This is a genomic window from Streptomyces sp. UW30 (assembly GCF_008042075.1).
Taxonomy (GTDB): domain Bacteria; phylum Actinomycetota; class Actinomycetes; order Streptomycetales; family Streptomycetaceae; genus Streptomyces.
The window spans coordinates 12,193-25,696 of sequence record NZ_RDBN01000039.1 but is presented as its reverse complement, the minus strand read 5'-3'; the positions used below and the strand labels follow the sequence as shown (position 1 = coordinate 25,696).

The 13,504-nt window shown below is 69.7% G+C and carries 11 protein-coding genes; 6 read left to right on the top strand and 5 right to left on the bottom strand.

Features of this window, described 5'->3' with window-relative positions:
- Positions 1–138: 138 nt before the first annotated feature.
- A complete protein-coding gene (locus EAO75_RS29760) occupies positions 139–1,473 on the bottom strand; it encodes an alpha/beta fold hydrolase (RefSeq protein WP_147998243.1) in 1,335 nt (444 codons plus the stop codon).
- A 68-nt stretch (positions 1,474–1,541) separates the two neighbouring features.
- Between EAO75_RS29760 and EAO75_RS29755 the strand changes: the two genes are divergently transcribed.
- Positions 1,542–2,159, top strand: coding sequence for a TetR/AcrR family transcriptional regulator (locus tag EAO75_RS29755; RefSeq protein ID WP_147998285.1), 618 nt, complete (start codon positions 1,542–1,544; stop codon positions 2,157–2,159).
- A gap of 252 nt (positions 2,160–2,411) precedes the next feature.
- Here EAO75_RS29755 and EAO75_RS29750 read toward each other — a convergent pair whose 3' ends face one another.
- Entirely contained in the window at positions 2,412–3,485 is a 1,074-nt protein-coding gene (locus EAO75_RS29750) for an alkene reductase (RefSeq protein ID WP_147998242.1), read from the bottom strand.
- Between the two features lie 116 nt (positions 3,486–3,601).
- Here EAO75_RS29750 and EAO75_RS29745 point away from each other — a divergent pair, with 116 nt between their 5' ends.
- Both EAO75_RS29745 and EAO75_RS29740 read left to right on the top strand, forming a co-directional pair.
- A complete protein-coding gene (locus EAO75_RS29745; protein ID WP_147998241.1) occupies positions 3,602–3,979 on the top strand; it encodes a MerR family transcriptional regulator in 378 nt (125 codons plus the stop codon).
- 455 nt (positions 3,980–4,434) lie between these two features.
- On the top strand, positions 4,435–5,814 hold the full coding sequence (locus tag EAO75_RS29740; protein WP_261989483.1) for a GMC oxidoreductase: 1,380 nt from the start codon (positions 4,435–4,437) through the stop codon (positions 5,812–5,814).
- Positions 5,815–5,901: 87 nt separating this feature from the next.
- On the opposite strand, the gene EAO75_RS29735 is transcribed toward EAO75_RS29740, so the two are convergent.
- Positions 5,902–6,390: a carboxymuconolactone decarboxylase family protein gene (locus EAO75_RS29735; protein WP_147998239.1), complete on the bottom strand. Its 489-nt coding sequence runs from the start codon at positions 6,388–6,390 to the stop codon at positions 5,902–5,904.
- Positions 6,391–6,392: 2 nt separating this feature from the next.
- On the bottom strand, positions 6,393–7,469 hold the full coding sequence (locus tag EAO75_RS29730) for a dihydrodipicolinate reductase (RefSeq protein ID WP_147998238.1): 1,077 nt from the start codon (positions 7,467–7,469) through the stop codon (positions 6,393–6,395).
- Between the two features lie 165 nt (positions 7,470–7,634).
- Between EAO75_RS29730 and EAO75_RS29725 the strand changes: the two genes are divergently transcribed.
- On the top strand, positions 7,635–8,009 hold the full coding sequence (locus EAO75_RS29725) for a DUF2255 family protein (protein WP_187284634.1): 375 nt from the start codon (positions 7,635–7,637) through the stop codon (positions 8,007–8,009).
- Here the strand turns inward: EAO75_RS29725 and EAO75_RS29720 are convergent.
- Complete coding sequence (locus EAO75_RS29720) at positions 7,971–10,634, bottom strand: AAA family ATPase (protein WP_147998236.1); 2,664 nt, start codon at positions 10,632–10,634, stop codon at positions 7,971–7,973. The two genes, EAO75_RS29725 and EAO75_RS29720, sit on opposite strands and share 39 nt — an antisense overlap.
- 177 nt (positions 10,635–10,811) lie before the next feature.
- Here EAO75_RS29720 and EAO75_RS29715 point away from each other — a divergent pair, with 177 nt between their 5' ends.
- Together EAO75_RS29715 and EAO75_RS29710 are read left to right on the top strand one after the other, a co-directional pair.
- The gene (locus EAO75_RS29715; RefSeq protein WP_147998235.1) at positions 10,812–12,101 is read left to right on the top strand and encodes an MFS transporter; all 1,290 of its coding nucleotides are present in this window, start codon (positions 10,812–10,814) and stop codon (positions 12,099–12,101) included.
- 2 nt (positions 12,102–12,103) lie between these two features.
- Positions 12,104–13,441 (top strand): carotenoid oxygenase family protein, encoded by a 1,338-nt coding sequence (locus EAO75_RS29710; protein ID WP_147998234.1) that lies wholly within the window; start codon positions 12,104–12,106, stop codon positions 13,439–13,441.
- Positions 13,442–13,504 lie beyond the last annotated feature (63 nt).

The window sequence follows — 13,504 nt, the reverse complement described above, 5'->3', positions numbered from 1 at the left end:
TGGAGGCGGGCCGACCCGTGTCCTCAGGGCGCAGCTGGGAGCGCCGAGCGCGCAGGAAATCTCCCAGCGCGTTGTTGTGGCGGCGAGAGGGGGCGCGTTGCACCTGGGAAACGTGCACCCCTCACGGGCAACGTCTCTTCATTTGTGGTCGCGCAGGAAGGCAGGGATCTCGTCGCGCGTCGGGTAGTTCGGCAGGGGCGCCGGCTTGTCCTGCAGGAACGCGGTGATGACGGCGGCGGCACGGTCGTTGTTCTCGTCCAGGCCGTTCCACATGTGGTGGCCGACTCCGGGCAGGTACTGCGTGCGCTCGATGGCGGGGTCATCGGCAAGGATGCCGGTCGCCCATTTACGGACCTGGGAGGAGCACTCGGCGATCATCAGCATCGCCGGGGTCCGGGACTGCCTCAGCAACGGTGCGATGGAGGGCGAGTCCTTGACCGTCTGCTGGATGCGGAGGCTGGCGGCGGGGCTGAAGGAGAAGTTCTGTGCGGTGTCCTCGACAGGGATGCGGTGCGCGTCGCGCGCGCAGTAGGCGGATGCGGTGTCGCTGCCAAGGTCGGCGGCGGTGAATGCATTGGCCCCTTCGGCCTGTCCGATCAGCCCGGTGTCGGGAGTGAGGAGCCCGAGCCGCATGAGGCCGAATGCCACGGCGTACCGGGGAACGTGCGTGGATCGCGGTCCGGTCATGGCCGGCGCGAGGCCCCGTGCGGATTCCTGGCCCTTGTGCCCGGTGATGTGCGCGGTGGGGCCGTCCATGGGACCGGGCTCGGCGATGATCGCCCGGTGCAGGCGTGCGGCGACGCTCGGGTCGGCCAGGGCTCGGGTGAGCACGACCCCGCCTGAGGAGAATCCGAGGATGTCGACCTTGCCCTTGTCCAGGCGGTCGACGAAGGCGCCGAGGTCGCGGACCGACCTGGAGATCGTGTACTGGCCCATGGGGAGCAGGTCGCTTCGTCCGCCACCGGCCTGTTCGTAGGCGTAGACGTCGTAGCCCTGGCGTGCCAGGAGTTGCAGGAACCGGTGGTCGAGCACCGAAATGCCGCGGACCGGTKCGCCGTTGAGGTACACGAGCGGCATGGGATGCCGGCTGCCGGGGTTCGTGGGCGGGTAGTGGTAGACCGCGACCCGGCTGCCTGTGGCCAGGCTCCAGTGCTGTGTGGCCACGAACGGCAGGGCGGGCGAGTGCCGCCGGGCCGTCGGCACGGTCGGGATGCAGACCGTCACCGTCAACGCCGCCGCGACAGCCACCGGCAGGAACGGCACGAGCCGCGCCGGCCAACTGCGGCGCCGGCCCCGCCACATCGCGAGGCCAGCCCCGGCCCCAAGGGTCGTCAACCACGCGGCGAGCCCCGAGCCTGCCCCGTCTGTGAGGGCGATCAGTGCGAGAAAGACGACGACCAGCGCCACGACTGCCGCCAGGGCCAGCAGTAAGCGCCCGGTGAAGCGGACGAGTCGTATGGCGGACGTGGGCACGGCGAACCTCCGACAGTTTCAGAACGTTGTTTCAAAACGACGTTATCAGAGAAGGTAGGCTGCCGGTCGTGGCTAGGCCGAGAACAAACGACGAGGCCGTCAAAGAGCGGCTTGTTGTGTGTGCGACCGAGATGCTCGCCACCCGTCCGCGGGAGTCGGTGACGGTCCGCGCCGTGGCCGCCGCTGCCGATGCATCGACGACGGCGGTGTACTCCTTGTTCGGCGGCAAGGACGGGCTGATCGGTGCGGTGCGCGACAGAGCCGTCGCCGGCTTGTTCCAGGACGTGTCGGCGGTGCCGACCTCCGCGGACCCTCTCGCCGACCTCTACGCGCTGGCCGTCGCCTACCGTCGTTGGGGGCTCGGACACAGCCACCTGTACACCGTGCTGTTCGGTGGTGTGCAGTCCTTCGACCCGTCGGGGGAGCTCGGCACCAGTGACCCGATCAGTCCGCTTCTCGCGGCGATCGATCGCGCCTTGACAGCGTCCGTCCTCGCCGGCGAAGCAACGTCGATCGCCCTGTCGATCTGGGGGACCCTGCACGGGCTCGTGACTCTCGAACTGGCCGGTGCCCTCGACGCCGCCACGGCCGAGGCCGCGTTCCGATCGACGATTCACGCCACGTTGCGCGGATGGACGACCCCGGAAGTGTTCCGCAGCCTTCGCCAAGCCGAACTCGCTCCTTGACGCGGATGCGTTCCCGGAGGGTCCGCATGATCTCGATGAGGGCGGGCCCCTGGCGGGGGTCAAGGCGCCCAGGATCTCCCCCGGCGAGGTGCCGGGCCTGCGGCTCGGTAGACCCGCGGGTGGGGCTGCGTGCCGTGTCCAGGGCGGCCTCAACTCTGGTGTGGTGGGAGCCCGCTGGGTACTCAGCAGCGGTCAGTGGCTCCGCCGTCGGGCCAGCGGGTCTCCCAGTCGGGTCCGCGCCGCGCTACGACGTCACGCCGAGTACTGGTACGCCGAGTACGTGAGATAGCCCTTGTCGCCGCCCTCGAAGTACGCGCTGTCGTCGGCCGGAGCGATCGGGAGACCGGTGCGCAGACGCTCCACCAGGTCGGGGTTGGCGATGAAGGCGCGGCCGAAGCTGATGAGGTCGGCGCCCAGGCCGAGCCAGTGGTCCGCGTCGGCGGGGCCGGTCTGCTTGGGGCCCATCGGCAGCACCGGGTTCATGACGAGGGTGCCGGGCCAGGTCCGGCGCAGACCGAGAAGCGTCTCTTCGTCGGTGGTGGCCTCCAGGTGGATGTAGGCCAGGCCGAGCCGGGACAGTTCGGTCAGGAGCGCGGTGTAGAGCTCGGCCACGTCGGTTTCCTCGATGCCCCAGAAGGGGCCACCAGGAGAGAGCCGGATCCCGGTCCGCTCCGCGCCGATGGCCTCGGCGGTCGCGGTGGCCGCTTCGACGGCGAAGCGGATCCGGTTGGTCACCGAGCCTCCGTAGCCGTCCGTGCGCAGGTTGGCGTTGGAGGAGAGGAACTGCGAGATCAGGTAGCCGTTGGCGCCGTGCAGTTCCACACCGTCGAACCCGGCGTCGACGGCCCGGCGCGCGGCGTCCGCGTAGGAGTGGGCGTGCTCGGGCACTTCGGTGGTGTCCAGGGCGCGCGGAGTCGGCGCGGACTGCGGGCCGTTGGGGGTGAACACCTCGCCGACGGCCGGGACGGCCGAGGGCCCGACGGGCTGCAGCCCCATGGTGTCGGGGTGCGAGACGCGTCCGCCGTGCATGATCTGGGCGAAGATCCGGCCGCCGTTGGTGTGCACCGCATCGGTCACCGGGCGCCATGCGGCCACCTGCTCGTCGGTGTACAGCCCCGGAGTGCCGGGGTTGGACTGGCCGATCAGACTCGGCTGCACGCCCTCGGTGACGATCAGGCCGGCCGTGGCCCGCTGGGCGTAGTAGCGCGCCATCGACGGCGTCGCCAGACCGCCCGCGGCGGCCCGTACACGCGTCATCGGCGCCATCACCACGCGGTTGGGCAGCGCCAGTTCGCCGAGCCGGTAGCCGGAGAAGAGGGTCGTCACGTCATGTCTCCTTCGTGATCCGTCGTGCCCGGATCCCGGGCACGACGGTTACGCTAAAACCTGACACTGACGTCAGAGGCAAGGTTTGTGCGACGGATCACAAAGGGGAGGGCGGCATGCGTATCGGCGAGCTCGCGGCACGGGCCGGAGTCAGCGTCCGGTCCCTGCGCTACTACGAGGAACAGGGCCTGCTCACCAGCACCCGCAGTACGAGCGGGCAGCGGCACTACACGGACATCCACATCGAGCGGGTCACATTCCTCCAACGGATGTACGCCGCGGGCCTGTCCAGCCGGACCATCGCCGAACTGCTGCCGTGCGTCGACTCCCCCAGCGAGGCCACGTCGGACGCCGCGCTGGAGCGGATGGCCCAGGAGCGGGATCGGCTCTCCGAGCACATCGAGGACCTCATCKGCACACGGGAAGCCCTCGACGTACTGATGGCCACGAACCGGGCACACCGCGCGCGATTGAAGTGGAGCGCGACAGGCTGAGTCTCGGAAAGGGATCAGTTCCGAAGGGCATGATTCACGGGTTTGAATCGATGCCGGAGAGGCACGTGCGTTATCGGTTAATTCCTGATGCGGGAAAACGAGAACAGTAGTCAAGTTACCCGTAGGTTTCTCGTGACTTGTTTCACACTTCTTAGTAGAACCCGTTTCTATTATGCGAGAGAAAGGGGATCTACGTGGACTCAAGCACACGCGTTGCACTGGAAGGAAGAGGTCATTCCCGCCGACGCTTCCTTGGTAGAACAGGTTCTATTTTAGGTGCCGCCGCTCTGGGTGCCTTCGATCTTCCGACCGCCGCGGCACTCCCTCGCGAGGTCGAGCTGATCGAACCCGGCGCAGAGGTCACCGCACTCGTGATAGGCACCGGGTACGGAGGGTCCGTCACCGCACTCCGTCTCGCTCAGGCCGGCGTGGACGTCCACATGGTGGAAATGGGCATGGCCTGGGACACCCCGGGAACGGACGGCAAGATCTTCGCCAACACCACCACCCCCGACTACCGGTCCTACTGGCTGCGCACGCGGACCAAGCAGCCCATCAGCAACTTCCTCGGCTTCCCGCTCGACAAGGACGTGCCGCGTTACACGGGCATCCTGGACGCCGAGGAAATGGGCGGCATCGTCGTGTACCAGGGACGGGGAGTCGGAGGCGGCTCCCTCGTCAACGGCGGTATGGCGGTGACCCCAGAGCGGAGCCGCTTCCCCGGAGTGCTTCCGTCGGTCGACGCCGACGAGATGTACGACGTGTACTACCCGCGGGCGAACAGCACGCTCGGCGTCAACACGATCGACCCGGCCTGGTTCGACTCGACGGAGTGCTACCAGTACGCGCGCGTAGGCCGCAAACACGCCGGGCGGTCCGGTTTCCGGTTCATGTTCGTCCCCAACGTCTACGACTGGAACTACATGAAGCAGGAGGCCGCGGGGGCGGCCCCCAAGTCGGCCCTGGCGGCCGAGATCCTGTACGGCAACAACCACGGCAAGAAGTCCCTGCCCAAGACCTATCTCGCGCAGGCTCGCGCGACCGGCCGGGTCGGCATCTCACCTCTGCACAGGGTCACCGGGGTGACGCCCACCACCGGCGGCTACTCCGTGACCATCGAGCAACTCGACACGAGCGGAGCCGTCACCACCACCAAGACCGTGCGGGCGCAACGGGTGTTCTTCGCCGCGGGCAGCGTCGGCACCAGCAAGCTGTTGGTCCGTCTGAAGGCGACGGGCGCGCTACCCGGCCTCAACAACGAGATCGGCAACGGATGGGGAGAGAACGGCAACGTCATGTGCGGCCGGGCCAACCACCTGTGGGACCCGACCGGAGCGCTCCAGTCGTCGATCCCGACGGCGGGCATCGACAACTGGGCCGCGGGCGGCGCGTTCGCCGAGGTGGCGCCGCTGCCGACCGGCATCGAGACCTGGGCGTCCTTCTACCTGTCGATCACCAAGAATCCGCACCGCGGCCGGTTCACATGGAATGCGTCGACGGGGAAGGTGGAGCTGGACTGGCAGACCGCGTGGAAGCAACCGTCGATCGACATGGCGAAGACGATCTTCGACAAGATCAACGCCACTGAGGGGACCATCTACCGCACGGACCTCTTCGGGACCTACAAGATCTGGGGCGACCATCTCACGTACCACCCGCTCGGTGGAGCCGTCCTCGACAAGGCCACCGACAACTACGGTCGCCTGCACGGACATCCGGGCCTGTATGTGATGGACGGCGCGCTGATTCCCGGCAACGTCAGCGTCAATCCCTTCGTCACCATCACCGCGCTCGCCGAGCGCAACATCGAGAAGATCATCGCCGAGGACTTCTGACCTGTGGGCCGTGGCCGCTGTGCCGCGGCCCGCAGCTCGTAGTGCCTCATCGGCGAACGTATCGGCAGCCGTGTGACGACGGGTCCCTCAAGAACCCTGCGGCGACTGCAGCACACAGACGCTGTCGAGTCCCAGCACATGGTTGAGACGGCCGAACGCCAGCCATGAGCCGATGCTCATGCTCAACTCCACGATCTCCGCCTGGCTGTAGTGCGCCTTCATCCGGTCCCAGAACTCACCGTCCAGGTTGTGGTGGTCGACCGCGTAGCGCTCCGCGTACTCGGCGGCGAGCCGGGTCCGTTCGTCGAAGGTGTCCGTCGTACGCCACTGCGTGACCGCGTCGAGGAACCCCTCCTCGACCTTCTCGCCGTCGCGTTCGGTGCGCCAGTCCAGGCAGAACAGGCATCCGTTGATCTGCGCGATGCGCAGCCGGGCGGCCTCGAACTCGCGCAGTCCGAGGGTCGTGTACTCATAGACGGACAGGGAGAAGGTGCTGGCTGCCTGACCGATCTTGGGCACCAGCTCGCCCCAGACGTACGGGATGGGCTCGGCGCCCTCGGGGATGTCGATCTGCATGATCACTTCTTTCCCAGTCTGCCCACCGCGGGGCGCAGCGGGACGTCGAGTGCGTCGTAGAGACCGGGTTCGGCCTCGGCGAGCCAGTCGATGGCGTTCACCAGACGGCCGGCCGCCGTCGCGTTGCCGCCGGCTGCTCTGTTCTCTCCCTCGTCAGTGGCCTCGACCGTGACCTCTATGCGGGGGCGGCCTTCGATGATCACGCGGTGTGCGCCCGCTCCGCCGTCCGGCGCCGCCGGCCAGTCCGGGGCACAGGTGGCGTGAATGCGGGTGACGTGCTCGATGACGATGCGTGGCTCGCCCTCCACCACGCCCTGCACCTCAAGGCGCACCGCTCCCTGGGTACCGGCCGGGAACTCCCCCATCGTGTCGGTGACGACGGACGTTTCGAGGGGCCGACGTTCCAAGGTCTCCTCGATGCCGTCGAGTTCGACGCCCAGGGCCCGTGCCATCATCCGCAGCTGGCCGCCCCAGATCATCGTCGGAATGCCCTCGGCGAGCATCAACGGCTGATAGTCCAGGGGATGTCCCATGCCGATCAGGTGGCGAACCGCTTCCTCCTGGTCGTACGTCGCGTAGTCGAAGATCTCCTGGCAGCGGACGGCGTCGATGTCGGACCCCAGTCCGCTGACCAGCAGCGGGAGCACGTCGTTGGCCCAACCGGGATCCACACCCGACACGAAGAGCGAGCCGCCGCCGGCCTCGACGGCCTCGCGCAGCACGTCGCGGATCTCGTCCGGCGCGTTCGTGCAGTCGTACATGCCGTACACGGACGGTGTGACGACCACCGCGCCGGCACGCAGCGCGCGACTGATGTCCTCGATCGCGCCGTCCATGCGGACGTCGCCGGACGCCGCGTACACGACCGCGCGGGGGCCGCCGGAGAGAACGCCGTCCACATCGTCCGTCGCCGCCACCCCGAGGCGCCGGCCGAGTCCGCTGAGCTCGCCCGCGTCCTTGCCGACCTTGGCGGGACTCGACACCAGCACGGCCACAAGGCTGAGCATCGGGTGCGCCGCGACAGCTCTGATGGCCGCGCGCCCGACGTTGCCTGTGCCCCAAACCACCGTGGGAATCATGGGCGGAGGGTAACGATGCCCCCCAAAACTTCCCATAGCCGTGCATGAGGAATCGAACCCCAGGGCCGGAGGAAGCCGGCACTCGGCCTCGCGTGGGCGAAGCCCGCCCTGTCTAGGTGATGACCACCGACGCGTATGCAGTGGCGCCGCGGTGAAGGTTGGCCCATGAACACTGTGATGGATCGCGCGGAGATCGTTCTTCGGGTACGGCATGCGGACGGCCGGTGGTCGGCCAGGACGGTCTGGGTGGTGGTGCTCGATGGGGAGGCCTACGTCCGCTCGGCCTTCGGACGGCGCAGTGCGTGGTATCGCCGGGTTCTGCGGCACGCGCACACGCAGGTGGAGGTGGCCGGAGTCCGGGTGCCCGTCACGCTCCAGCCGGTGGACGACCCCGAACTCGTCCAGCGCGTCTCCGGTGCCTACCGGGCCAAGTACGGACTGCGGTGGCCCGGTCCCGTGGAGTCGTTGAACGGGCACGAGGCCGCCGTCACCACCATGCGGCTAACGAATGTCGGGCAGGTCTCGCAGCTGCCTGCGTGAGGTGAGCTGGAGCTTGCGGAAGATGTTGCGCAGGTGCGCGTCGACCGTCCGTGGGCTGAGGAACAGCTTCGCCGCCACCTCCTTGGAGGTGGCGCCGTCGGCGACCAGGCGTGCGATGTGCACCTCCTGCATCGTCAGCTGGTCCGATGCCTTCGACGTACGGCTGCGGGCCTGCTCCCCCGTCGCCCGCAGCTCGCCGGCGGCGCGCTCGGCGAACCCCTCCACGCCGAGGTCGGACAGCGACTCGTGCGCCATCCGCAACGCGGACCGAGCGTCGCGCCGTCGGCCCTGACGGCGCAGCCATTCCCCGTACAGCAGATGCGCCCGGGCGCGGTAGAGGACCAGTTTGCTGTCGTCGAGCAGGCCGATCGCCTCCTGGTAGGCGGACTCGTCCTCGGTCACCAGAGCCCGCGCATACGCCTCCACGCCAAGTCCCCACGCGTGCAGGCCCGCCTGCGTGCGCTCCTGAAGGGACGTGAGAGCCGCGGCGGCGATCTTGCTCTCGCCGCATCGCACGGCCGCCTCGACCAGCTCGGGCAGGGCGAGGCCCGCGGTGCCGACGGCGCCGTACTCGACCGCCTGCTGCGCCGCTTTCAGCGCGGCCGGATAGTCGGCCAGGCCGTTGCTGAGCACGGCCGTCGCCCAATGCACGCTGAGGCTCATGCCGTGATCCACCGACGCGAACAGTTCCACGGCTTCCTTGCGCCGCCCGCGCATGGCGGCCAGGTGAAGGCGCGGGTAAACGAGCGGTGCCGCGCCTGTGGCATCCGCGATCGCCTCCTCCTCGGAGATCAGCTCCATCGCGGTGCCGAAGTCGCCCGCGTGCACGGTCGCCGCGGCCTGCATGGCCAGTCCGATTGGCAGCGCGTGGAAGGAGCCCGACTCGCGGCCGGCCGCGGCGGCGCGGGTGGCTATGCCATGCATGGTGTCGAAGTTCCACAGCTCGGTGGCCAGCATGAAGCCCAGTGACGGTCGTGTGGCCCACACCTCGTCGTCGGCGTCGCCGACGATCGGCCTGAGGGTCTCCCCCGCCGCCGGATGCCCGTCGCCGACCAGGCTGATCACGCCGGTCAGGACCGCCGCCGCTCCGGATGCCGGCCCGCCGGACGTCGGGGCCTTGCCGGCGGCCTCCACCACGTGGTSGAGGCCGCCGAGCAGGAGGCCCATCTCGATGGCGTCCAGATAGCACTCCCGTGACCAGGTGGGGTCGGTGGCCGCCAGCCGTGCGGCGGCACGCAGGAGGTACGCCGTGGGGCCCTCGTCCCCTCGACGGCGGACGAATGAGAGTCTGCCGCGGAGCAGGTCGGCCCTGGCGGCCTGACGGGGATCGTCGGTGGGGACGGTGGTGAGCAGGTCGGATGCCGTGTCGAAGTCGCCCCCGGCGAGCTTGGCCTGGACCGCGGCGAGTACCCGTTCGGCGCGTTGGACCGGGCTGGTCGTGAGCGCGGCCGAGCGTTCGAGGAACGCTGCCGCCGCGGCGAGGCCGCCGCGTTCCTGGGCGCGCGTGGCGGAGGCTTCGAGCTCGGCGGCGACCTGCTCGTCCGGGCCGGCGCAGGCCTGGGCGCGATGCCAGGCCCGCCGGTCGGGGTCGGCGACGGGATCGGTCACGGCGGCCAGCGCCTCGTGCGCCCTGCGCCGATCCTCGGGCGCCGCGGCACGGTAGGCGGCGGAGCGGGCGAGGGGGTGGCTGAACCGGATCCGGGTGCCGAACTCGACCAGCGGGACGGACTGTGCGGCGGCGGCCGCGTCGATGCCCAGGAGTTCAGCCGCACGCCACAGCAGGCCGGGGTCGCCGATCGGGTCGGCGGCGGCGACGGTCACCAGGAGCCGGGCCGTCGGCGGCAGGAGCTCCAGCCGGGACCGGAAGCTCTGCTCGATCACGCCGGGTACGGAGTCGGGCTGGGCGAATCCGCCCGCCATCCCGGCGAGTCCGGCGGTCCGGGGAAGCTCAACCAGCGCGAGGGGGTTGCCGCGCGACTCGGCCAAGATGCGGTCACGCACCCGCTCGTCCAACGGGGCACGGACCGCCGCGGTCAGCAGCGCGCGGGCATCCGATGCACCAAGACGCTGAAGCGAATGACCGGGCAGCTCGTCCAGTTCGGGCAGGCGGCTCGGCTCGCGCGCGGCGAACACCAGGGCGATCGACTCGGCCGAGATCCGGCGGGCCAGGAAGGCCAGCGCCTTGGCCGATGCCTGGTCCAGCCACTGTGCATCGTCGACGACGCACAGCAGTGGGCGTTCTTGCACGGTTTCCACCAGCAGGCCCAGCGACGCGACGCCGACTAGGAACGGATCCGGTGTGCCGGTATCGAGGCCGAAAGCGATCTCCAGCGCCGTGCGGTGCGGCGCGGGCAACGCCGTCAGCCGGCCGGTGACGGGCGCGAGCAACTGGTGCAGCGTGGCGAACGGCAGCTCCATCTCGAACTCCGCGCCGGACGCCCGCATGACGAGGAATCCGGTCGCGGCCTCGTCCAGGTACCGCAGCAGCGCGCTCTTGCCGATGCCCGGCTCGCCACGCAGGACCAGGGCGCCGCCCCTGCCCTTCCGTGCCGCCTGGAGCAGGTTGTCCAGCCGGCGTATCTCGTCCCGCCGACCGATCAGCACATCCGCGTATGTCTCGGGCATGACCGACAACCTATGCGGTCGTGCGCCGCAGAAGAATCAGGGAATTCCCCCACTCGCCCATGGTCTCGCGCTGCGAGTCGTACGGGCGCTCCCCCCTCACCGAGGAGTCCGCGCAGGGAGTCGTATAGGCGATGACTACCGACGCGAGCGGCGGACGCCCGCTGCGAGTGTCGAGCCATGACCCGCACCGCACCGCAACGGACCACCACCGGCTGGATACCACTGGCGGTCTTGGCCACGGCCCAGTTCCTGGTCGTGCTGAGCACGTCGATCGTGAACGTCGCCCTGCCCCAGATCCGGGCCGGGCTCGATCTGTCGGACACGGGCCAGGCGTGGACGGTCAATGCCTACGTGCTGGCGTTCGGCGCGCTGCTGCTGCCGGGCGGGCGGACCGGCGACGTACTCGGTCTGCGCCGCGTGTTCCTGCTCGGCATCGGTCTGTTCGCCCTCTCCTCCCTGGGCGCGGCACTGGCGCCCACGGCGATCGTGCTGATCGTCTGCAGGGCAGTGCAGGGCGTCGGTGCCGCGCTGCTGGCGCCCACCGCGCTGGCCCTCGTGCTGACGCTCTATCCCGACGGCAAGCGGCGTGGCACCGCGCTCGGAGTGTGGGGCGCGGTCTCCGGTGCCGGCGGGGCGGCGGGTGTGCTGCTGAGCGGGCTGCTCACCGACCTGTACGGCTGGCGTGCGGTGTTCGTCGTGATGGTGCCCCTCGCCCTGGCCGTCCTGGTGGCCACCTGGCTGCTGGTCGGGGCCGACCGGCCGCGCGGCGGAAGCCTGGACGTGCCGGGCGCGGTGACGGTGACGGCGGGGTTGGTCGCGCTCACCTACGGCGTGTCGGGTCCCTGGCCGCTCGCCGTGATCGGTCTGGCGCTGCTCGGTTTGTTCGTGGTGCTCCAGCGCCGCGCCACCGAACCGCTGTTGCCGGCGCGCATCGGCGTGGTGGCGGTGCCCAACGTGCTGATGGCCCTGCTGGGCGCGGTCTGGCTCGGCCTGTTCTACTTCCTGCCCCTCTACCAGCAACGCACCCTCGGCTACTCGCCGTTGGAAGCCGGGCTGACCCAGCTCCCGCTCGCCCTCACGATCACCCTCTCCTCGTGGGTCACCGGCAAGGTCTCCGGCCGCCATGTGCTCCCCGTGGGCCTGCTGGCCCTCGCGGCAGGACTGGCCTGGCTGTCCCGAACTCCCGCTGACGGCACCTTCCTTGTGGACCTGCTCGGCCCGACGCTCCTGATCGGCACCGGGCTGGGGGTGGCCTTCGTCCGCCTCACCGCCATGTCCTCCACGGGCGTCTCGGCCGCCGACAACGGCCTGGCCGGCGGGCTGGTGAACGCCACCCGGCAGATCGGCGGAGCCATCGGCCTGTCCTTCCTGACCCTGCTCCCCTCATTCGGCGCGGCCTTCGTGGCCTGCGCCGCCCTGACCCTGCTCATCTCGGCTCTCGCCGCGCTCTCGACGCGAAAGGCATGATCATGAACCTGAACAAGCCGTACATCAGCGGCCACTTCACCCCCGTCACCGAGGAGATCACCGGCCGCGACCTGAAGGTACGGGGCACCCTCCCGCCCGAGCTGAACGGCCGCTACTTCCGCAACGGTCACAACCCCAAGCCGGGCGTCACCCCCACCCACTGGTTCCGCGGCGAGGGCATGATCCACGGCGTCCGCCTCACGGGCGGCCGGGCCGAGTGGTACCGCAATCGCTGGGTGCGCACCCCGTTCCTGGACGGTGTGCCGTTCACCGGAACCGAGCTCGAGGTCAGCGCCGCCGCCACGAACATCATCTTCCACGGGGGCCGCTACCTGGCCCTGCAGGAGGCCAACCTGCCCTGGGAGGTCAGCGCCGACCTCGACACGATCGGCGTCCACGACTTCGGCGGCAAGCTCACCAGCGCGATGACCGCCCACCCCAAGGAGGACCCCGAGACGGGCGAGCTGCACTTCTTCAGCTACAGCCCCTTCCCGCCGTATCTGACCTACTACGTGGCCGACGCCTCCGGCGCCATCGTCACCTCCCAGGTCGTCGACGGCTGTGGCCCGTCGCTCATGCACGACTTCGCCATCACCCGCGAGCACGCCGTCTTCATCAACTCGCCGGTGGTCTTCGACCACGCCGAGCACTCCGGCATCCCCTACCGCTGGCACGACGACGTCCCGCTGCGCATCGGCGTGATGCCGCGCGCCGGGGGCAAGGCGACCTGGTTCGAGGTCGCCGACCAGGCGGCGCTGTTGCACGTCGCCAACGCCTACACCGACGCGCAGGGCCGGATCGTCCTCGAAGCGCCGCGCTTCGACCGTTCCGCCTGGGAGAACTCGTGGAAGTGGTGGGTCGGCGCCCCCGGCTACGGCACCAGCCCCGACGCCGGCTCGACCTTCCACCGGTGGATCATGGACCCGGCCACGGGCAAGGTCACCACCCAGCCCCTCAACGACCTGGCCACCGAGTTCCCGTCGATCAACGACGACCGCACCGGTTCGGCCTACCGCTACAGCTACGCCATCGCGTTCCCCGGCGCGGGCCTGTCGGGCTATCACACCGTCAAGTTCGACACGCTGACCGGCCAGGAGAAGCTGCTCGCGCACGGCGAGGGCCGGATGCCCGGCGAGGCCGTGTTCGCACCCGCAGAGGGAGCCACCGCCGAGGACGACGGCTACCTGCTCACCATCGTCAGCGACCTCACCGCCGACGCCTCGGAACTGCTCGTCCTGGACGCGAGCGACCTGAGCACCGTGGCGGCCGTCGAACTCCCCCGCCGGGTGCCCGCCGGCATCCACGGCCACTGGATCCCGGACMCCGAACTGCCCGCCTGACCCGCCCCGGCCGCTGCCTCGCCGATGCGGCCCGCCCCCAACCCGTCGGGCGTCCAAGGCCAC

Bases quoted from the DNA above. Each gene is read 5' to 3' on its own strand.
- EAO75_RS29740 (WP_261989483.1), top strand. From the start codon at position 4,435: ATGGCCTGGGACACCCCGGGAACGGACGGCAAGATCTTCGCCAACACC.
- EAO75_RS29735 (WP_147998239.1), bottom strand. From the start codon at position 6,390: ATGCAGATCGACATCCCCGAGGGCGCCGAGCCCATCCCGTACGTCTGG.
- EAO75_RS29730 (WP_147998238.1), bottom strand. From the start codon at position 7,469: ATGATTCCCACGGTGGTTTGGGGCACAGGCAACGTCGGGCGCGCGGCC.
- EAO75_RS29725 (WP_187284634.1), top strand. From the start codon at position 7,635: ATGAACACTGTGATGGATCGCGCGGAGATCGTTCTTCGGGTACGGCAT.
- EAO75_RS29715 (WP_147998235.1), top strand. From the start codon at position 10,812: ATGACCCGCACCGCACCGCAACGGACCACCACCGGCTGGATACCACTG.